The following is a 20818-nucleotide window of genomic DNA, read 5'->3' as shown; positions in this document are numbered from 1 at the left end:
TCCAAAATATAGGCATGATGGCTAGCATTCACTTACAAAAACGTGAACTAGCGTAAATAAAGTTGCTTATTTATCTAGGGAAATCACAAAATGCTGTAGCGACAAGGTGCCCTTATCCTTCAAAGAAAATGTTAAAAGCACCTTAATTGAAAATAATGTATCAGCTTAACCAAACTGACCACTCACGAAAGGATTGGAGCGACGTTCTCTTCCCAATGTGGAGTTTGGCCCATGACCGGGTATAAATTCCACATCATCACCTAACGGGAAGAGCACGGATTTAATTGAATGGATTAATGTATCAAAGTCGCCTTGAGGGAAATCAGTTCGACCAATAGACCCTGCAAACAGCACATCTCCCACAAATGCCAACTTGCTCTCTGCTTGAAAAAACACCACATGACCTGGTGTGTGTCCTGGGCAATGCAATACTTGAAATTTCAATGCGCCTACTTGTACTTCATCCCCTTGCTGCAACCAACGATCAGGCTGGAAGCTTCTAACAGGCGGAAAGCCAAACATTGAGGCTTGCATAGGTAATTGGTCAATCCAAAAACGATCAGCTTCATGAGGCCCTTCAATCGGCACGTTATAGTGCTCTGCTAGACTGGCTGTGCCTCCCACATGGTCCAAATGCCCATGAGTCAGTAACAGTTTTTCGATAACCACACCCGCCTCGTCAACAGCTTGTTTCAAAACATCGGTATCACCACCGGGATCAACTAATGCTGCACGCTTTGTCTGCTGACAAATGACTAAAGAACAGTTTTGTTGGAAAGGTGTAACAGGAATGGTAAGAACTTTCATCGGGGCTAATGCTGTAGTGGTCATTGTTATCCAAAGACTAAAAAAGGCTGTTGTTATGTATCCACATAGTGCCAACCTTACTGTATCCAGTAAGGTTTAGCAATTTTACCAAGGCACATTGACGTGCCTTAAAACGTCTTGTTAAATCATAGACAACTGATCTTCTTCAATCTCCTCTGTCGCATAACGGGCTGACTCATTTTCTTGTTGCTGGCAAGTCATTTTCTGTGAGATAGCTACAGATTGAGCGTCTATATAATCAGATAACGCCTCTGGTGACAGCACAGGTTGCTGCAAGCCTAACTGATGTAATAAGCATTGGGTCTGCTGCTCGGTCACCTCTACAGCCTGACCAGCCTCAAAGTCTAATAACCCACTAAACAGATAGGGAGCAAAAGGTAGCTCTTTGCCAGATGAAACCCACGCCTCTGCTTTAACTTGCCACTCAGCCAAACTAATCGTTTTTAAACCTTGTTTTTTAGCCAAAAGTAAGTTCCAGTCTACTTGTTGGCAGCCTAGTAGATGAAAAACATGCTCAGAAAAACTTTGCTGAAGCAAGGTGACAATGGCTGTTGCCGTATAATCGACAGGAATAAAATGCTCTTTAAAAGACAGCATAGGGACACAATTAAGCATTAGACAACTTTGCATATAACGAGCAATAACATCTGTCGTATTTCCCAACTGGGGATGCATAGCAGGCATCCCAACTCTTCCTAAACGTACTAGCTGTACATTCATGCCCTGAGAGTATGCTTCTTCAACAAGCTGCTCTGCCACCCACTTGGAGGCTAAATACCCACCATTTTGTGCATGTTGCTGTTCACAAATAGAAGATAATTCATTGTAAGGGCGTTTGGCTGCGGTGTTAAATACACCTGAAGTGGAAATAAAAACAAACCGACATGCTGGACGTTTTACGGCTAAAGAGAGCAATTCCAGTGTTGAGCCAACATTTGCTGCCTCAAGACAAGTGTAGGGTAATAAGTGATTAACACGTGCCCCATTATGGAGAATTAAATCCAGTTCACTCGATAGCGTATCCCACTGTATATCCGTCAACCCCAACTTGGGTGACGATAAATCACCGACTAAGACAGAAATTCGATCAGCAAATTGTGGTTGCCATAAATCATAGTCCTGTAGGTGTATTTTAACTCTATCTAAGCCACTGAACTCATCTTCAGCTCGCACTAAACAGTAACAGTGCACATGATCATTCTGAACTAACAATTGATGCAATAAATAACCACCAACATACCCAGTAACACCTGTTAATAATGCATATTGTAATGCCCCTGCACGAAGGCTGTTGTCCATTTTATTTATTGGGTGTAAATAGTTTTTAGCATGCAATAACCAGTCATCGGCGACAACGTTATCCTCACTCAAACAACTACTATTTACCTGATTACCAGTAACCTGTCCACCCGCATCATCCAGCTTATGCAAATGTAAATAACGTGCTAACTGTTGTATGGTAGGATGAGCAAAAACAGTTTGCACAGTGATCTGTGCATTTAAACGCTGCTTTATTTCTGAGACCATTTTAACCGCTAACATTGAATGTCCGCCAAGCTCAAAAAAGTCAGCAGTAATACTTAGCTGCTCATGTCCCAACAACTGCTGCCAAACCTCACACAGTGAAACCTCTAATGTATCAGTAGGAGCCGTATACTCTTGGGTACTGTAGAAGTCATTCTGTTTGGGCTCTGGTAATAAGTGATGATCAACTTTACCATTAACTGTTAATGGTAAAGCAGAAATAATTACATAAGCAGCAGGAACCATATAGCTTGGTAAGTGCTCTACCAATTTCATTCTTAATGCAGTGATGATATCTGTTTTTTTCTCACTCAATGATTGGTTGTTATCGCTATTATCTGCATTATTAAGAATAATATAAGCGACTAGTTGCGCTTGTGGTGTATTTGGCGCATGCAACACAACACAAGCTTGATCAACCATTGTTTGTTGTGTCAACGCTGACTCAATTTCACCCAGTTCAATTCGATAACCACGAAGTTTTACTTGATTATCAACACGGCTTAAAAAGCAAACATTGCCATCCGCTAATACTCTGACTAAATCCCCAGTTCTATATAGACGTAGTTTAATATTGTCAGCAAAGGCATAATTAATAAAACTTGTCTCATTAAGAGAGGAACGATTTAAATAACCTCTAGCAACACCTTCTCCTCCAATATACAATTCGCCGATTGCCCCTCCAGGAACAACACGTTGCAGACTATCTAGCACAACTAACTGCACATGAGATAAACCCTGGCCAATAGGTACATTTTCTCCCTTAAAGCCTGCTGGGACCTTATAAATACTGGCAGCTATTGTTGCCTCCGTAGGTCCATAGGCATTTAACAAATCACAGTGATTTACTGCAACACTGGCAGCCCATTGCTGCGCAAAATTAGCATTCAACGCTTCCCCGCCAACAACAACACGGGCCAGACGAGTTTGCAGTTGCCAAAATTCAATATCCTGTAATACAGGGGTGAATACTTCCTGCGCATAAACTGGAGGAATATCAATATGCGTTATTTGATGAGTTATCAGCCACTGACGGAAAGCCTCTGCAGACCATAATGATTCCTCACGCATGACTAAAGTCGCCCCAACACCAAGCGCCTCCCATGCTTGCTCTAATGACGCATCAAAACCAATATTGGCAAAAGCCAATACACGATCAGTGCCATTGAGCTGATACCAGTCAATCATTTCCTGTATATGTCGAGCAAAAGAGTGGTGCTCAATCAACACACCTTTAGGTATCCCTGTTGAACCAGACGTATAAATAATATAAGACAATTGTTTTGTATTAACATGCTTCTGCGATTTAATACCATTCATCAAACCACATGCTTCATCATTAGATTGAATCAAAGCATAATCCGTTAATGCATCGCTGGTATTCAATAGGCCATCAGATAAAGTTATTAAACTATGTCCTCTAGTCATTAAAGCAGGCTCAGAGATAACATGTTTAATTTGAGCATCCTGCAATATAAAATGTAATCGTTCATCAGGATACTTTGGATCAAGTGGAACATAAATTCCACCGGCATACCAAATACCCAACATTGCAACAACCCAATCTATAGAATGATGCGTTAATACACCAATAGAGTCTTCTGACTGAATACCACAAGCAATCAACTGCTGTGCTAAACGTAAAGCACAGGTTTGTAACTGCAAATAAGTGATTGAATCATTACCTGCTTGTACGGCAATATGGCCACTTTGAGCATGACCCTGCAAATTAAATAAATCACAAATTGTTTTTGGATACGTCAATAACCACTGGTCAAACTGTTGGGTTAACCACTGCTGCTGTTGAATTTCTGTGTGTAATAAGCATTGGTCTAGTGCTTGGTCAGGTGTTGACATCAATTGTTGAAATAGCTGTAAAAAGCACTGATTAAATTGAGCAATCGTTCCTTCACTGAACAGCTCTCGATTAAATTCCCAAAGCAGATCCGCACCTTTATCATTTTTGGTTAACTGCAAACTCAAATCAAACTTGGCGGGTAACTCCGGATAGGATAATACTGTAGCTTGCTGATCACCCAAGGTAAAGCTCGTATTATCATCGTCCTCAACCGTTAACATAATTTGAAATAGTGGGTGAAAACTTAATGAACGCTCAGGTTGAATCAACTCAACTACGCGCTCAAAAGGAAAATGCTGATGTGTATAAGCACCTTGCACAACCTGCATAGATTCGTTGAGTAATTGATTAAAAGTATAGCCTCCATTTACTCGCCACCGTAAAACGACAGTATTAACAAAGTAACCAATTAACTCACTGAATGCTGGGTTTTCACGATTGGCCATAGGGGTACCAATAACCACATCCTGCTCACCCGTAAAACGGTATAAAAACGCTGTAAATAGCGCATAAACACCACTAAAGACACTGACTCCTTGTTGTTCACAGAGTCGTTGCAACTGCGTTAGTTTTTCGAAAGATACTTTTGCGTGAAACAGTCCTCCTTTATGTTGTAAACGATCAGGTCGACTGTAATCAAGAGGTAACTGATGCAGTTTAGGTAATTCAGCAAGCTGCTGTCGCCAATAATTTGCTTGCCTCTTAGCCTCACTAGAGTTCAACCATTGTCGCTGCCAAGCTGAATAATCCACATACTGATAAGAAAGCGGTAACCTTTTTTGTGATTTTTTTTCAAAAAACTGCTGATAAAAAAATTGTAGTTCTTGAATAAAAAGTGCCACAGACCAACCATCAGCAGCAATATGATGAAAAGTAATTAATAATATATTTCCTTTTTCGCAACCAAGATCTAATCGCTTAACTCTAACTAAATAACTATCATCAGTTAAATTAAACGATTCAAAAATTTCTTCATATCGAAGTTTATTAACTTCACTCCACAGCTCATCTGTGCAAGTTGCTTTTGTGTAAGAGTCACTTACTAACTTAACAACCTGAATAAGATTTTCACGAGGTGGAGGCAAAATTGTTTGTAAAACATCACCTTGTTCAAGTACAAACTGAGTTCGCAGTGTTTCATGACGGGTAATAATTTGAGTCAGCGCATAATTTAAAGCATTATCATCAATCGGCCCCTGAATATGATAAGCAGCAGGCATATTATAATGTGTACTGCCCTGCTCCATATGATCAAGAAACCATAAACTCCGTTGTGCATAGGATGCATAGTGTTTTTTACTTCTATCAACTGGTTTAATTACCCCTTGGGCTTTATCCTCATTCTGGGATTGTAAGATAGCCTTGGCAATGCCTTTAATTGTTGGCTTTGCAAAAATATGACTCACTGATATTTCCACTGAAAATGCATGGCGTATAGCGCCTACCATTTTCATGACCAGTAGTGAGTGCCCACCTAAACGAAAAAAGTTATCCGTCGTTTTTATAGCTGACTGGTGTGGTAATAATGTTTTCCAAATCTCACCAATTTGTCGTTCAGTGTCACTCGAAAATATGTCACTCTCTTGAGTGGCCGATACTAGTAATTTTTTCTTCTCTACCATCAATGACAAGGCACGATAATCAACTTTTCCATTCACGTTTAATGGTAGTTTATCAACAATATACCACTTTGAAGGTAACATATAATCTGGTAAATTCTGTTGTAACTGCTCCCTTAATCGTTGAATAATTTTATTTTCATCCTTGTTATCGATTATTTCTCCTTCCTTACTTTCATTTTTTATTATATCTGCATCACATACTAGAAATGCAATAATACAGTGACTATCGTCTTCAACTTCCGTGCTAACAGCAGCCTGGCAAACACCTGTAAGTTGTTCAAGTTTTAATTTAATTTCCCCTAGCTCTATTCTAAAACCGCGAATTTTTACTTGATCATCAGTTCTTCCTACAAACTCCAGATTACCATCAGGTAGCCAACGTACTAGGTCACCAGTTGCATATAACCGCTGTTTACCCTGCTTAGCTTCAATGCTTGATATTTCAGCAAATGGGTTTAACCAACAAAACTTTTTCGCAGTAAGGTCAGGTTGACCAAGATAGCCCAGGGTAACTCCATTGCCACCAATATACAGTTCTCCAACAGCCCCCATTGGTAATAAATGCTGCAGCTTATCCAAAACATAAACAGAATACCCCTTTATTGGCTTGCCAATAGGTAGCTTATGCTGTTGGGCTTGATAGCCCCCCAATGTAGCACATATTGTAGTTTCTGTTGGCCCATAAATATTGATTAACGATATTTTTTGTGACCATTCTTCAGCCACCTGAACATTACACGCCTCTCCACCAATAAAGAGTTGTTGTAATCCACTCCAATACTTCACATCTAAAGAAGGTAATAAACCTGGTGTTAAGAAAGCATGAGTGATACCTAATTGATTTACTTGCTCATTTAAAAGCCATGGATCATAATTGACCGACTTTGGTAGCAAATAAAGACAAGCTCCAGAGTAAAACGCTATCCCCCACTCCAGTACAGAAGCATCAAATGTTATTGCTGCAAACTGTAAAATCCGGCTATTTGGGTTAACATTAAAGCACTTAGCTGCTCCAAAAAGATTGATTACATTAGCATGAGAAACTAAAACCCCCTTTGGCTGTCCAGTAGTACCCGAGGTATAAATAGCATACGCACAATTCTCAGTGGGAACCGGCCTTTCGCATTGTAAGTTATCTTTAGGTAATCCCTGTAGCTTTTTATAAAAAATGTCATCATCAATAATGCAAATACAAGCATCTTGACACTCTGGCAATAATCGCTCAAGTGTATGCGAAATTGCTTTTTCTGAAATTACATACTGGCATTGACTATCATTTATAATATACCTTAAACGCGCATCCGGAAGCGCTGTACTTAACGGCAAATAACCAGCTCCTACTTTCAGTGCAGCCATCATCGCAATAAAAACAGCTGGAGAACGTTCGAGATAGATACCCACTAATTCATTAGGTTTCACGCCTTTATTTATCAAGTAATGCGCGAGCTGGTTGGCTTGTTCATTAAAGTCTTTGTAGGTAATAGTCTTACCCGCAAAAAACATAGCAGGATTATTCGGAAATATCACCGAGTTATGTTCTAGCCAATGATTTAAATAGTCAGATTTATACTCTAATATAGTCTTTTCATTATCCTGACTCTGTCCCTGAACGATTACTTTTTTTATTATTTTTTCTTGCTCATTAAGCGTGACATCATGATTAAAATTATTTTTTTCTTTATCATGAAGATCATTAATGACATCTAAGGAGTTTACAGACCAATTCAGCAATTGTTTATATTCGTCCAAACAACAAATATCGATAGCACCAAGTAATTGGTCTGTATTTTCAGTCATAAATTCCCAAATTTTTAATAGCCTTTTCGCCAACAGTGAAATCTCCAAAGATGTAAAATAATCTTTACGATAAGTGATAGCCAGTTGTTGTCCAAAACAATCCCCTTGATCCAATATTCTAATATTTAACGGACAGTTTACATCATCAGTATATATCTCATCTAACTGGTATAATAACCCGTTAAAATCACTATCCAAAGCAAACGTATTATAGGAAAATAACACATCAAATAACCGTTCATTAATACCACTCACATGTTTAATCTGACTAGTCGAGACATATTGATGACGGTAAACTTGTTTAATAACTTGAGCAACGTGTTTAATTAGATCGCTACAGGATTTTGAGTGGTTTACTGTAATATAAAACGGTAATACACCAGCGAACATTCCCACAACATTACGTTGATTTTTTCCTTTTCGTTTATGTAGTATCGATCCAAGTGTAACAACAGACGACTGCTGATAAATTGAAAAGTGAAGCGCTAATCCCGCCAAACACAGTGCAAGTGGTCCACCGATATTCAACCTAGTTGAAGTGGCAAACATGGCTTCTTTTAAAGAGCTTGGCATAGTACAACTGTATTTTTCCACTCCCTTATTGAAGTCGCCCATATATTTTAACGGTAATAACTCAACATTAGGAGAATAAGACTGAACTGTTTTCTTCCAGTATACTTCGCTTCTTTGGTAGGCTTGCGTCTTACAATATACCTCACTATCAATGACACAAGGTAAATAGTTTAGGCCATTTTCCTGCCACTCAACACATTGTACATTAGCAGCGTAAGCTTCCCCCAAACTATTGACAAAGTTAATGATACCATAGCCATCAACAACAATATGATGTGCTAATACAACTAAAACATGGCGTTGATCTGACTCACTTAATAGCATTACTCGAACTAAACTATCACGCTCTAAAGAAAATTTACGTGATACTTCATTCTTAAGCCATGACTGGAGCTGCTGGCTTGGATTTAACGCTTCGCTAAAATCAATGATAGAGAGTTCAGGATATCGTTGTGCATTATACTGTTTAGGTACATTATCAACGATTGTAAACCGAAGCCCAGCAAAATCTAATGATTGGATGACTTGAGAGACTGCTTCTGATAATGCTTCTTTATCCAATACTCCCTGCAATTTTATAGATACACCAAGCGTATATTTTGTTGAAGTAGTATCCTGACATTGGTCAAAATAAATTGCTCGTTGCTCTGGGTGAAGTGGATAATGTTCAAACTTCATGTTAACTCCCTAATATATCAAGCATAATCAATTAGTTGTCATGCCCATAGTGACAATGTGTTATATGGATTAATTAGCCATATGGCAGACAAAAGCTGAAAGTGATAAAAACAATAAATGTCAATTCCTGACTTGATTTATTGCCTTACTTACTAAATATCATTTAACAAACGTAATTTTTGGGATAAAATAAATTCGGAGTGGCCATGACTCCAATAGGTAAAACAATTACACTATTTATCTTTTAGTCAGAAGAATGAAAGGTATTCATACTATCAGCTCCATGATGCTCATCTGCTTTGCAGACTACAGGCGCATGCTAATCCTAAAACAAGCCTAGTTATTCATCAGATATTCTACCCTTAATGAAGGGTAAAATAAGACGGGTGAAGGGTAACAGAAATCAGCTGAATTACCATCCGTAAAATACGAAATAAATCAAACTGAGTATTGATATGCATCAGGCAGCACAGTCTTAGAAACCACTTCGTTCACATAGGTCATTAATTCAAAATAAACAAATACTAACCTATCTCCTTATTACGAAGGAAAATAGGCTAGGCATTGAACAAGTATAATAGTAAATATCAGCTTTCTAACGAAGAGAGTAAATAATCAGTTACTTCCTGCAGCTTCGCTAACTGTTCAGTTAATACACTTTCCTGTTTCTCACTGTTTTCTAATTTGACAGGTTCTAACTGACTCAATAATTTGGCTAACAGTTTTCCTGGCTGCTCAAAAAACTGGCCCGCTTTGTGGTATGTACTCTGTAAATCTTGACCAAATTCAGCAAGTTGGGCAACAGGAGAGCGATTATTTAACGACTGCAAGCCCCCGCCATTGGCTGAAGCATATGCCTGCTGCATCTGTTGTACTTCAGTTTGTTGCAAAGTAAGGGAAAACTCGCTGAGTGTAGAGGCATCAATTCCCAACGACAAAGCCTGATCAAAGGCGCTGCTGACATTTCCATCAAAAAAGTCGTTGGCCAATGATGTCACATCTGATAATAAGTCATTAATAGCATTCAATTCAGACTCATTTAAATCGCCTTCAACCCGCAGCTGAAATTCACTTTGATACTGTGTTTGACTGTAGCTGGCCGAGGTCTGTCCTTGTTGAAAGTATCCATTTGATGCAGATAATTGTTTAAAAGCATTTACAGTCACCACATCGCCTTCTTTCGTGGTAACCTGAAAGGAAAACTGGTTATCTAGCTGATAAAATTGCTGATTACTACGAAGAGTGACAGGTTGAGGCTCCCCACCTAATGCTGCCTCACTTAAAGAAATTTTATCCGTATTGCTGGTAAATTTATTTTCTAAGTCATCCAGTCCTGTGGTTACTAGATCAAAGCTCGTATCAATATCTGCTTCTAAATTGGGGTTTAATAAGCCTAAAGCCTTAAGATCTTCACGCGCTTGATCAAATCCTTTTACAACACCTTCCCGAGCTTGGCCTAATAAGTTTTGCAAACGTTCGTTATCAGCACCTTCGGCTTGCTCAGCTAATAAACGTTGTTCAACAAACTTTAAAATAGTGTCAGCGACTTGCTCTGGTCGATACCCTGACGATTCCACTTGCATTGGCTCAGTTGCGCCTAACTGCTGCCCCACGCGATGTAATAAGGTATTTTGCAGTAACTGACGTGTACTTCCTTCAGGTTTCGATAACATCAACGCCTGACGACTGGTTGCCGTTTGGTGATGATGCTCGGCATGTTCTGGCCGCATTGATTTCAGTAAGTGTCCTGGTGCGATATTCATTGATGTAACCCTCCACATCGCTCTCTATGACACTGACATCCCCCAAACATGCCCTAAAGAACGCACTGTTTAGCCCTCTATAAACTTGTTATCGGCATATGCCGCCTACACTTTAAGGCTGCTGCTATACTCATTCAAAACCCATCATCATTCATTGGAAACCAATTCAAGCCATGACGGCTCCATCCAAGCAACGAATTCACGATTTACTGCAACAATTAGGCCTACCTCAAGATGCTTCACTACACGATGTTAAGCAAGCTTATCGACAACGCGTAAAAACCTTACACCCAGATAAAAATCCAGGGCAAGATACCACAGCTCAGTTTCAACAGTTGCAGCAAACCTATCAAAGCCTGATACAGTACTACCAATACGGCTCACACCCTCCTCCAACACAGTCTAGCCCCCACTATTCGAAAGAAGAAATCACTACTCCAGTATCATTTACTGATCAGGATTCAAAGTCTCCACCGCCAATTCCTAACCCTGTCATTAAACAAGTGATCGTGTGTCGGCATTGTCACAAGGACAAACAAGGACTACGTTATCGCCGTTGGCTGAAGGTCACAGGTATCATCATTATCACCCACCAGAAAACAATTTCAGGGATTTGGTGCCAACGCTGCAGCACTCGTTTAGCGCTCAAGTTTAATCTATGGAATTTACTACTGGGCTGGTGGAGTCTAACCGGTCCTTGGCATACTATTCGAGGCTGGTGGATAAATACATTAGGAGGATTACCCCCCCTTGCCGAAAATAGTAAATTAGAATATCGACTGGCATTACAGCATATTTCAAAAAGTCGATTTAATGAAGCAATTGGTCACTTATATTGGTTGAAACATTATTGTCAAAACCAAGCCATGCAAGATAAGGTCAAACAATTATTACATCAATTAGGTGATCCCAGCGAAGCTGTTGCTCAGCCTCCAGAATCTACTCAATTCTTTTTAAGTCAGTTTATGTTGCTAAGCTTTATCATATTAGTTATTAGTATTCCAATATTAATGTGGCAACAAGCTTTCGAACCACTTTCATTGGTAAGCAAACCTTCTGTTGCAGCTGATCCTATTGCGCCAGAAGCGCAACATCAGCCTCTTTATACAAACCATCGGCTTGGCAAGCATTATACCCTTGCACCTGCCGCGCTCCTCTCTGATCCCAATATCAATAGTTCTATTGTTACTCAAATAACCCAGTATGCTCCCGTCAATGTAATCTCTGCAGGACCACAAGGTTGGGTGACAATATCAACTCCTCAAGGTTTTAAAGGTTTTATTGCTGAGCAGCTTATTGGCTTTGGCAGTCATACCATCGCTAAACGCTATCAATGCCATCAGTATCCAGGTCCACGTCCATTTAACGGCGAATTATTAGGACAAAATAATGGCAAAAAACGCTTATCTATCAAAAATCCTCATCCTAATGATGCCATTGTTTTATTTAGACAACAGAATAAAACCGTCCAACTCGTCTATGTTTACGCTCAGCAACAAGTCGATGTTCAACGGTTACCTAACCGAATTGACAATATAATTATTCGTCATGGGTTATTTTATAATCACGCCTGCCAGACATTTACAGCCGAGTTAGATGAACGAAAAGAGCCTCTTACCATTATTAGTAATCAACAGAAGATACAATTATAACACCCTTATATTAAAACAATGATACAGACTATATCGACGACTAATACAGTATAAATAGGTCATTTTTACGCTGGAGTAGTTGCTTAAATTTTCATATAATCTCAACGCTAATTTAAATTGATACTAAAAAGTTTGAATAGGGAGATTCAGTTATGAATAAACACTTAGTAAGTATTCCATTAGCTTCGCTTATATTAACGCTATCTGCGTCTTCTATTGCTGAAGAAGCAGTAGATACAAGCTTTTCAAATGTTGAAAATACACTGATGGCCCCTGCCTCTGATGCCGAGTATAAAGCCGCAGTAAAACTAAAAGCCATGAGTTCATCAACTGCACAACTATCAGATGCTGCGCTTAACGCTGCTCGCCCAGCTTGTTATAGCGCATTACCAGGTAAAACCAATCAATCTTTAATCATGGTACCATTACCAGATAATAAAGTTGATCTTGATGCAGTTTGTCATGTTGCTATTAACAACACCTGGCACGCAGGGGGCGTAGCAAAAGGTCATTATTACTATCAAAATTGTGGTAAACTTGACAATAAAAAATATGGAGGCGGCTATACCTCTTTTGTAACTGAGAATTATTTTGAGTCAAATCGTACGAAGTTTTCTAGCTGTAATGCCACAAATGCTGTTGTTTGTTGTTCGCCTCAATTTAGCAATTAACAAACAGGAAAAATGCCCCTCGTTTATAATAAATAAGGGGCATATCCACCTCTAAAGCCCCAATTTTCTGCTGTAATTTCTCGAAGCATGATTTTAATGTGATTATTTGGAATACCGAATGCCTCTAAGTTATTTACGATAGCTTTATAAGGCAGCCTTTTTGCATCGCGACTCCGACCAGTGAAGCAGTTTATGCTTATATGGGTGTAATATTCAGGTTGCTCTCGATCTGGAGGACATAGAAATTGATGAGGTCCATGAACAATAAGCCTAACATTCCGGTCACCTGGTAAAATTTTAAAACTCTCTCTTAGTGCAGAGTGCACAGCCTCCATAATACCTTGTTCTATGAAAAAATAATAATCTTGAATATTTTCTATTTTATATACTGCTATATCACTGCACTTTGTGCTGAATGCCTCGGCATCATATAGTTTTATCGAAACACTTGGATATTTTGAAAAAATATCTGTTTAAATACTTTCAAAGTATTTAGTTCTTTCTTCCCTGCTAAGAGACAACCATTTTTTTGTTGCGTTCATATGGACAAAGAATGTGTATTTTCTTGACATCATTGACTCCAGACTTGTTGAATGCCAATAGTCATATTGGGGTTGGCTACAAAATGCAAAGAATTTTTTATTTATTTAAATACTGCACCTTAGTAAGCTTAAATATATCACATTGTTTACCCATCACCGTTTGAGAGTGACTATAGACTTCACCTACTTTTAGTGCCACGCTCTTTGATGCTCCATTATCTGGATGGATTAGACTAATAAGCTCAGATGTTTCTAGATAAGTAAATCCCCATTCAATTGCAGCCAATGCCGCTTCAGTTGCATACCCCTTGCCCCAATATTCAGGCGAAATACCCCAGCCTACTTCAATCCCGGGCCATCCTTCAGGTTCCCATATTCCTACTCTACCCAAGAAGTCACTTGTTTTTCTATCTTCAACAACCCAATACCCAAATCCCTTTAAAACCCAATGCCCCGCGAGGATAGCAAGTACTCTCCAACTTTCTGCTTTATTTATTGGCTGTCCACCACCAATATATCTGGCAAAATCAGGGTTTGCACTCAATGTTGCAAATGCATCAGCATCCGCTAATGACCATCCTCTTAAGCGCAGTCGTGATGTTTCAATAATAGGAATTTCCATGTATATACTTCTCTTTTTTCTAATAAATACTATACCCACAGTGAAGGTTTTTTATATATGAAATGGGTATTACTTGTAAGTTTTTTTTGTTGGTAACTGTTAACATCCAGCTGTTATTCATTGGCAACATAGCGTGGTTTGATGTACCGATACGCATAGGGTGACTCTGAAATTGGATAATCTGCTAATTGTTTACCTTCTTTACTCCAATCTTTTGGCATTAAATCGCCCAATGGTTGGACTGCGATCGGTTGTTGCTGACACACAAAAAAAGGCATCGCAGCTACAGGTGTGAGCGGCACCTGATGGACCTTATTTGTCGTACCATCTTTATAGTAAAAAATATTGCCTCGCGGATGAGGTCTAATAACACGATAATCTGCAAACAATAACTCATTGTCTGGTAGTCCTTCCAAGGCTTCCACATTCATTCTTAGCCGTACCAATTTTCCAGGTGCAACATTGTTATCAAAGTAAGGTTTAGTGCAAGTCCCCTTGCCATAGTGTGCCTCCGCTTCAGTGATTAGCCTGGTACGGAAATCAGCCACAGAAACCTGTCGCCCGCCAACGCCTTTTCTACGCCAATGGAATTGTACTTTGGCTATTGTAAGGGGACGAACATCATCTTCAGGCGAAAACAATGGCACTTGCCGATAAGCCTGTAAAAAAACAACGGTTTCTTGCCTTGGCCCTCGGACATATTTATGCATATGACGTCGTATTCGTTGAGGCAATGCGGCCATTGCCTGGCGTAATCTTTCTTTCTGTGCATTAAATAGCTGAAGTTGCTGATAACTTTGCAAACTTACGCTTACCAACCCTGTCAACCGTTTGGTTGTATTTATATTTTGCTCTGGCGATTTATAAAAATCCGTTAAAATATCAATAATCGCAGCTCTTGTATCATGCGATTCTGGGGCGAATGATTCAACATGAATAGCCGTTGGGACTTCAGCTTGGTCACGGATAGGGATATGAGTGGCACAGTATACCTGCCACTCATCGTCATGAGCTAATTGATCTCTTACGGAGTGAGCAACTGCTAATAATTTTTCAAATTCGATTCTGACAGTCTCACGTAATAAAGACTCTTCAGCAGAAAATTTCGGTGTAGTTATTTGACCAGACATAAGCCCACTGTAATGTCCATTACCAAGAGTGAGCAGTTTTACTGATTAAAAAGACAAAAGCAAGCATACCCTACTTTAGGAGTGATATTAGTAGTACTATGAAATCACCTGCTTAATCAGCTCATCACTTAACCATTGCTGTAAAAGTTGTACGACACGTGTAGTAACCGCTTCAGGTTCATGCCATTGACAAAGATGCTCACAAAGTGAGGCAAAATGATGTCCTTGAAGCGTAAGTGTTAACGCCGTACGCTCATCACCATGAATTGAGCGAAAGTTTGTCACAAGTCCTTTACGCCAAATAATCCAGTCGGTAGGTTCTTCGATGATAGCGGGAGGTGCTTGTTGCTGTTCCAGTGCTTGCCAAACAGCTACAACATTTGTCTGCCAAGAGACTGTTTGCAACGAAGGAACAAGCTCAAACTGTAGTGTTGGCCACTGATCAGCCGTCAATTGTTGTACATGATCAATGGCTGCTATTTCACTTCCAGCAGCATCAAAGGCCAACCTTAAGCGCCATTCCCACTCAGCTAATTCAGCTACAATCGGCATTGATTGATAATGTGCTTGTTTACGGATAAATGCGGTTAAATGCTGACCAAACCAACGCAAAGAAGGATCTGATGAAGGGTGGCAGGTAATATAATCAGACACTAATTGATTGAATTGCTCATCACCCAATAAAAGACCTAAACAGGGATAGTCTCCATCAAGCGCCTCTCTTAACCGTTGATGATATGCATTGGCATATATCGCTAGCCCAGGCTTCTCTTTCGTAACATATTGTTTAATAGACGTTGATTGACCTTGCAAATGCGCTAAAAAAAACTTTTGTAAATTCGCCAACTCAACCATTGTGTTGCTCCTGCACACTCATCGCCATAGTCGGGCTAGCAAAATGATAACGACCTGCTGTTGGTAATACGACAGATGTTTGCTGCTGGGTATAAATCGGTTCAGCTATCGTTCTTGCATAATTTAATTCAGCCAATAATTCAGAAAATACTGGCATATTATCATCCCGCTCAATCATAGTAGAAACGGGGCCAAATAATTCTGCAGCCACTTTGTACAACTGCCAAACGGGATCAACAACAGGAGCATCATGGGTATCAATAATATATTCACCATAATCACTATGGCCTGCCAAATGATGCTGCATAACACGTTGAGCGGGAACACCTTTTAAATAATCAATAGGATCAAACTGATGATTTCGAGCACTCACATAAATATTATTGATATCAAGTAATAATAAACAATCAGCACGCTCAACCACTTCACTGACAAAATCCCACTCAGCCATATCCGACTCAGCAAATGTGACATAACTTGAAAGATTTTCTACTAATATTTGTCGCTCTAAAAAGTCCTGGACATAGTGTATACGCTCAACAACATGCTTGATTGATGCTTCAGTGTAAGGAAGTGGTAGCAAGTCATGACTATTAATTCCACCCACTCCAGTCCAGCATAAATGATCTGAAATAAATATAGGGTTAATACGATCTGCCAGGGATTTTAGCTTTTTTAAATAGAGCTTATTTAATGGGTCAGTACTGCCAATCGATAAAGATACACCATGCATGGCAATAGGATATTGTTCACGAATTGCGTCTAAAAAATAAAGAGGTTTTCCTCCGTCAACAAAGTAATTTTCAGAAATAATTTCAAACCAGTCAACCGCAGGCTGTGTTGCTAAAATTTCACTATAATAATCTTTTCGCAAGCCTAAACCAAAACCATGGAATACTTTTTTCACAGCATGCTCTCACACATTACTTATAATTATCGAGTAAAAAATACCTGGATATTATTGAAATCCAGGTACACTCGCAAGCATTCAATGAAGGGTTGAAGGTTACCTGCCCTCAAGTAAGGGACACGAACGCATCAACCCTTACAAAATACTAAAAGGTTAAAGCTAATGCTTACTCCTTAACTGTACCACCTTTTTCTTTACACTCTTCTGCAGACATATTTAGGTAACCCTGACCTTTACACGATCCCATACCTTTACAGTCATTTGTGGCTGTTGCACAGTCATTGTGTCCTTTACAGCTATTGATTCCCCAGCACTTCACTTGATCAGCTTGACCTGCAATGGCTATTTCTGCACCCATCGTAAACAAGCCTGCTGCAGCAACGGCTAATGCAGTACCACTCACTTTTTTCATTGTGCTCATAATAAAGTTCCTAAACTCTGCAATTAATCATTTGCAGCTCAACTTATTAAGAAAGACAAGTTAAGAAATACAAGCTTTCAGCACTCTAAAGTCAGAGTTTATACCCTAAGTTATGGGCATAATAAGCTGTGCTACAGTTTTTAGTTCACATGTAAAAAGTCATTCACATTGACTTTCATCTAAAGACAGCTAAGAAAAGAAAAAAATTTCATTGGTTTTAACAATTTTTTTCTCCCTATGAAAATAGTCGAGTTTTTTTTGGAAGGCACGTTTAGTATCTACCGAAAATCAATATTACGACGTGGTGTACTAATAGAAAGGATATTTATCCCCTTTACTGTTTTTAGTTAGGCCTATTACACAAAGAAATAATAGCGAATATTCAACTGAATTAAGTTATACAACTCAATGCTAGGATGGTCTAAAAATCTATTTTATACTCTAAAAACAGTATTTAACAAAAAAGATAGGCGACAAGTAGAGAAAAAAGAGATATGTAAAATTGCTAGCTACCCAGGTTATCAAGACAAGAGAGAGTAGCCAGCGGCTAGAATGATGCACTAAGTTAGAAGATCAACCAGCGAACACCGTAAGCAAGCAGTGTAGTACCACTAATGCCGACAAGATACAGTAACAAAAACCACCCCCAGGGATGCTTAAGCTGATCAGGCTCAGGTGACCCAACAGACTTTTTCATTATTAATAGCCTCCTTCTACCGAATCCAGCTTGCCACTAAAGACCCTATAACCAAATAAGGTATACCCTAAAATGACAGGCACTAAGATCAGTACACCCGGCAAGATAAAATTCAAGCTTTTAGCAGGAGCAATCGCTTCCCAAAGCGTAAGCTGCCAGGGAATTAAAAATGGAAAAACACTGACCACTAATCCTAGAAAGGATAAGCCAAAGACAGCAATAACCCACGCAAATGGAAGCCACTCTCGCTTAGTTGGCACCATTAACGCCTGTCGTGCACGCCACAATGCATAAGCAGTCAACAAGGGTAAGGGGGCTAACCACAGCGTATTGGGGAAGCTAAACCAACGATCCATAATGCGCTCATCCAACAGGGTGGACCAGCCACTAACAATCACTAACAATACGGCTAAGCCAATCAATAAATTCAAAGCAATCTGACGACTATGCTGCTGAATGGCACCAGAGGTTTTCCAAACTAACCATAAGGTTCCTAACAAAGCATACCCCACCATTAACGCAAAACCGGTAAAGACACTAAAAGGTGTCAACCAGCTCCACGAACTCATGGTCAACGTTCCTTCTTCCAGCACTAATCCCTGGAGTAATACGCCCAGCATCAACCCCTGACAGAAGGTTGTGATCGAAGATCCAGCACAAAACGCAAAATCCCACCAATGCTTACTAGTAGTTGCTTTAAAGCGGTATTCAAAAGCAACACCACGAAATATCAGTGCCAATAACATTGTCATGATCGGCAGGTACAAATGGCTTAGCACTAAACTGTAGGCTGGTGGAAACGCGGCAAACAATAAGACACCTCCTAACACCAGCCAGGTCTCATTACCGTCCCAGATATGCTTAATACTGTTCATCATCAGCAGTCGCTCATCAGGCTGATACCAGGGGTACAGAATGCCCAATCCCAAGTCAAAGCCATCCAGCACCACATACATGAACACCCCAAAGCCCAGTAATAAAAACCAAACAATAGCCCAGTCCATAATCACTCCTTAGGATGGTATGTCAGTGGTTGATGGTGATGCCGCTAAACTGCCAGCTAATTGATTCTGTTTAAGTGCTGAATGCTCATCCAGTCTATCTATCGCAGGCAAACGCTTTAACAGCTTTCGCATAAAATACAAATAAACGCCAAACAACAGGCTATAGACCAACACAAACAGCACTAACGTAAACAGCACTCGCTGTTCAGGATGTGCTGATACCATCGCATTCGTTCTCAAGAAACCATGCACTAACCAAGGTTGTCGCCCTACTTCGACAACATACCAACCTGCCAGTGTCGCCACTAAACCAGCAGGTATCATCCACTGTAACCCTTTATGAAACCAAGTGGTGGTATACAATTTACCTCGCCAGCGTAACCAAGCCCCCATCACTGACGCTAATAACATCAACACACCAATACCGACCATAATACGAAAACTATAAAATACGACAGCTACCGGAGGTCGTTCATCAGCAGGCACAGACTTCAAACCTTGCAATGTGCCTTCTGCGTCATGGGTTAAAATTAAGCTGGCCAGATAAGGGATTTTGACTTCAAAGTGGTTTTTTTCCTGCTTTTGGTCTGGTACTGCAAATAAGCGCAACCCAGCACCTTGCTCAGTATCCCAAATCCCCTCCATAGCGGCGACTTTAATAGGTTGATGCTCAAGCACATTAAGTCCATGAAGGTCTCCGACCCACGCTTGCAGTGGTGCGAGAATCAAAGCAGCCCACAATGCAACACTTAACCCCTTACACGCCACAGGATTCTGCCGATCTTTACGTAGATGCCAAGCCGATACTCCTGCTATCAGGAAAGAAACAGTTAAAAAGGAAGCCAGTAGCATATGCACCAGCCGGTAAGGGAACGATGGGTTGAATATGACCTCCATCCAACTCACTACCTGAAATACACCTTGCCTATCCAATACCGCACCAGCAGGTGTCTGCATCCATGAGTTGGCGGCCAATATCCAAAATGCCGAAATAATTGTGCCTATTGCCACAATAAGCGTAGCCACAAAATGCATTCGCTCACTGACCCGATTCCAGCCAAAAAGCATAATGCCGAGGAAACCTGCTTCCAGAAAAAAAGCAGTTAATACCTCATACGTTAACAACGGACCTAATACGGTTGATGTTGCCAGGGAAAACTGGCTAAAGTTTGTACCAAACTCATAGGATAAAACAATGCCAGACACCACCCCCATACCAAACGTTACCGCAAAAGGCTTAATCCAAAAAAATAGCTGTGCACGATAAACCGGATTACGGGTTTTCAGCCACAACCCCTCCATAATCGCTAAATAGCTTGCTAAACCAATTGTGATGGTGGGAAATAAAATATGAAAACTGACTGTCCAGGCAAACTGGATACGCGATAACAAAGCACCATCAATTTCCATAATGATTACCCCCTGCCTTGCTCACCTATCCCAACATCAGTGCGTCGACTTTGCAGCACTTGACGCCACTGAGCAATCCCTCCTGGTACGAGTGCCAAGCTGATAATACAAACAACGGTCAGCAGGTCTTGCCACACAAGTGCAGAACTCATATGCTTCTCCTACAACTTATACTTCATGGTAATAAATTAAAAAGTTTTAATACCTCTAATTTATACAAAGATCGTGCCATAAATTTTATATACCTCAATTGCACTGATT

15 protein-coding genes are annotated in these 20818 nt (G+C 40.0%); 2 read left to right on the top strand and 13 right to left on the bottom strand.

Annotated features, from left to right (window positions below):
• Nucleotides 1–165: 165 nt before the first annotated feature.
• From KCG35_RS08480 to KCG35_RS08470, 3 genes are all read right to left on the bottom strand, one after another.
• Nucleotides 166–807 carry an MBL fold metallo-hydrolase gene (locus KCG35_RS08480; protein ID WP_215819265.1) on the bottom strand — a complete coding sequence of 214 codons (642 nt, stop codon included), beginning with the start codon at nt 805–807 and terminating at the stop codon, nt 166–168.
• 141 nt (nt 808–948) lie between these two features.
• The gene (locus KCG35_RS08475; RefSeq protein ID WP_215819258.1) at nt 949–8880 is read right to left on the bottom strand and encodes a non-ribosomal peptide synthetase; all 7932 of its coding nucleotides are present in this window, start codon (nt 8878–8880) and stop codon (nt 949–951) included.
• A gap of 587 nt (nt 8881–9467) precedes the next feature.
• On the bottom strand, nt 9468–10643 hold the full coding sequence (locus KCG35_RS08470) for a DUF5610 domain-containing protein (RefSeq protein WP_215819257.1): 1176 nt from the start codon (nt 10641–10643) through the stop codon (nt 9468–9470).
• 173 nt (nt 10644–10816) lie between these two features.
• Between KCG35_RS08470 and KCG35_RS08465 the strand changes: the two genes are divergently transcribed.
• Nucleotides 10817–12295, top strand: a complete 1479-nt coding sequence (locus tag KCG35_RS08465) for a DnaJ domain-containing protein (protein ID WP_215819256.1) — start codon at nt 10817–10819, stop codon at nt 12293–12295.
• 152 nt (nt 12296–12447) lie between these two features.
• On the top strand, nt 12448–12966 hold the full coding sequence (locus tag KCG35_RS08460; RefSeq protein WP_215819255.1) for a hypothetical protein: 519 nt from the start codon (nt 12448–12450) through the stop codon (nt 12964–12966).
• 23 nt (nt 12967–12989) lie between these two features.
• Here KCG35_RS08460 and KCG35_RS08455 read toward each other — a convergent pair whose 3' ends face one another.
• The 10 genes from KCG35_RS08455 to KCG35_RS08415 all read right to left on the bottom strand — a co-directional run bounded on the left by KCG35_RS08455 (nt 12990) and on the right by KCG35_RS08415 (nt 20709).
• The gene (locus tag KCG35_RS08455; RefSeq protein WP_215819254.1) at nt 12990–13301 is read right to left on the bottom strand and encodes a tautomerase family protein; all 312 of its coding nucleotides are present in this window, start codon (nt 13299–13301) and stop codon (nt 12990–12992) included.
• Between the two features lie 304 nt (nt 13302–13605).
• On the bottom strand, nt 13606–14130 hold the full coding sequence (locus KCG35_RS08450; protein ID WP_215819253.1) for a GNAT family N-acetyltransferase: 525 nt from the start codon (nt 14128–14130) through the stop codon (nt 13606–13608).
• Nucleotides 14131–14243: 113 nt separating this feature from the next.
• Nucleotides 14244–15260, bottom strand: a complete 1017-nt coding sequence (locus KCG35_RS08445; RefSeq protein ID WP_215819252.1) for a hypothetical protein — start codon at nt 15258–15260, stop codon at nt 14244–14246.
• 96 nt (nt 15261–15356) lie between these two features.
• Nucleotides 15357–16115 (bottom strand): HvfC/BufC N-terminal domain-containing protein, encoded by a 759-nt coding sequence (locus KCG35_RS08440; protein ID WP_215819251.1) that lies wholly within the window; start codon nt 16113–16115, stop codon nt 15357–15359.
• Entirely contained in the window at nt 16108–17022 is a 915-nt protein-coding gene (gene bufB / locus KCG35_RS08435) for an MNIO family bufferin maturase (RefSeq protein WP_215819250.1), read from the bottom strand. Before bufB ends, KCG35_RS08440 begins: the two co-directional genes overlap by 8 nt.
• Before the next feature lie 169 nt (nt 17023–17191).
• A complete protein-coding gene (bufA2, locus tag KCG35_RS08430; RefSeq protein ID WP_215819249.1) occupies nt 17192–17446 on the bottom strand; it encodes a BufA2 family periplasmic bufferin-type metallophore in 255 nt (84 codons plus the stop codon).
• Between the two features lie 565 nt (nt 17447–18011).
• The gene (locus KCG35_RS26675) at nt 18012–18143 is read right to left on the bottom strand and encodes a hypothetical protein (RefSeq protein ID WP_255561901.1); all 132 of its coding nucleotides are present in this window, start codon (nt 18141–18143) and stop codon (nt 18012–18014) included.
• Between the two features lie 2 nt (nt 18144–18145).
• Nucleotides 18146–19147: a cytochrome d ubiquinol oxidase subunit II gene (gene cydB / locus KCG35_RS08425; protein ID WP_215819248.1), complete on the bottom strand. Its 1002-nt coding sequence runs from the start codon at nt 19145–19147 to the stop codon at nt 18146–18148.
• Between the two features lie 9 nt (nt 19148–19156).
• Nucleotides 19157–20557: a cytochrome ubiquinol oxidase subunit I gene (locus tag KCG35_RS08420; protein WP_215819247.1), complete on the bottom strand. Its 1401-nt coding sequence runs from the start codon at nt 20555–20557 to the stop codon at nt 19157–19159.
• Between the two features lie 5 nt (nt 20558–20562).
• Nucleotides 20563–20709 carry a hypothetical protein gene (locus tag KCG35_RS08415; RefSeq protein WP_215819246.1) on the bottom strand — a complete coding sequence of 49 codons (147 nt, stop codon included), beginning with the start codon at nt 20707–20709 and terminating at the stop codon, nt 20563–20565.
• Nucleotides 20710–20818 lie beyond the last annotated feature (109 nt).

This window comes from Zooshikella harenae, from assembly GCF_018837975.1.
GTDB classification, from domain to species: Bacteria; Pseudomonadota; Gammaproteobacteria; order Pseudomonadales; family Zooshikellaceae; genus Zooshikella; species Zooshikella harenae.
The sequence above is the reverse complement of the archived record's forward strand: the minus strand, read 5'-3'. Positions and strand labels throughout refer to the sequence as shown.

Excerpts from the sequence above, each read along its gene's own strand:
- bufA2 (WP_215819249.1), bottom strand. The coding sequence starts at position 17,446 with ATGAGCACAATGAAAAAAGTGAGTGGTACTGCATTAGCCGTTGCTGCA.
- KCG35_RS08475 (WP_215819258.1), bottom strand. The coding sequence starts at position 8,880 with ATGAAGTTTGAACATTATCCACTTCACCCAGAGCAACGAGCAATTTAT.
- KCG35_RS26675 (WP_255561901.1), bottom strand. The coding sequence starts at position 18,143 with ATGAAAAAGTCTGTTGGGTCACCTGAGCCTGATCAGCTTAAGCATCCC.
- KCG35_RS08415 (WP_215819246.1), bottom strand. The coding sequence starts at position 20,709 with ATGAGTTCTGCACTTGTGTGGCAAGACCTGCTGACCGTTGTTTGTATT.
- KCG35_RS08420 (WP_215819247.1), bottom strand. The coding sequence starts at position 20,557 with ATGGAAATTGATGGTGCTTTGTTATCGCGTATCCAGTTTGCCTGGACA.
- KCG35_RS08460 (WP_215819255.1), top strand. The coding sequence starts at position 12,448 with ATGAATAAACACTTAGTAAGTATTCCATTAGCTTCGCTTATATTAACG.
- KCG35_RS08470 (WP_215819257.1), bottom strand. The coding sequence starts at position 10,643 with ATGAATATCGCACCAGGACACTTACTGAAATCAATGCGGCCAGAACAT.
- KCG35_RS08445 (WP_215819252.1), bottom strand. The coding sequence starts at position 15,260 with ATGTCTGGTCAAATAACTACACCGAAATTTTCTGCTGAAGAGTCTTTA.
- KCG35_RS08480 (WP_215819265.1), bottom strand. The coding sequence starts at position 807 with ATGAAAGTTCTTACCATTCCTGTTACACCTTTCCAACAAAACTGTTCT.
- KCG35_RS08455 (WP_215819254.1), bottom strand. The coding sequence starts at position 13,301 with ATGGAGGCTGTGCACTCTGCACTAAGAGAGAGTTTTAAAATTTTACCA.
- KCG35_RS08440 (WP_215819251.1), bottom strand. The coding sequence starts at position 16,115 with ATGGTTGAGTTGGCGAATTTACAAAAGTTTTTTTTAGCGCATTTGCAA.
- KCG35_RS08450 (WP_215819253.1), bottom strand. The coding sequence starts at position 14,130 with ATGGAAATTCCTATTATTGAAACATCACGACTGCGCTTAAGAGGATGG.
- cydB (WP_215819248.1), bottom strand. The coding sequence starts at position 19,147 with ATGGACTGGGCTATTGTTTGGTTTTTATTACTGGGCTTTGGGGTGTTC.
- KCG35_RS08465 (WP_215819256.1), top strand. The coding sequence starts at position 10,817 with ATGACGGCTCCATCCAAGCAACGAATTCACGATTTACTGCAACAATTA.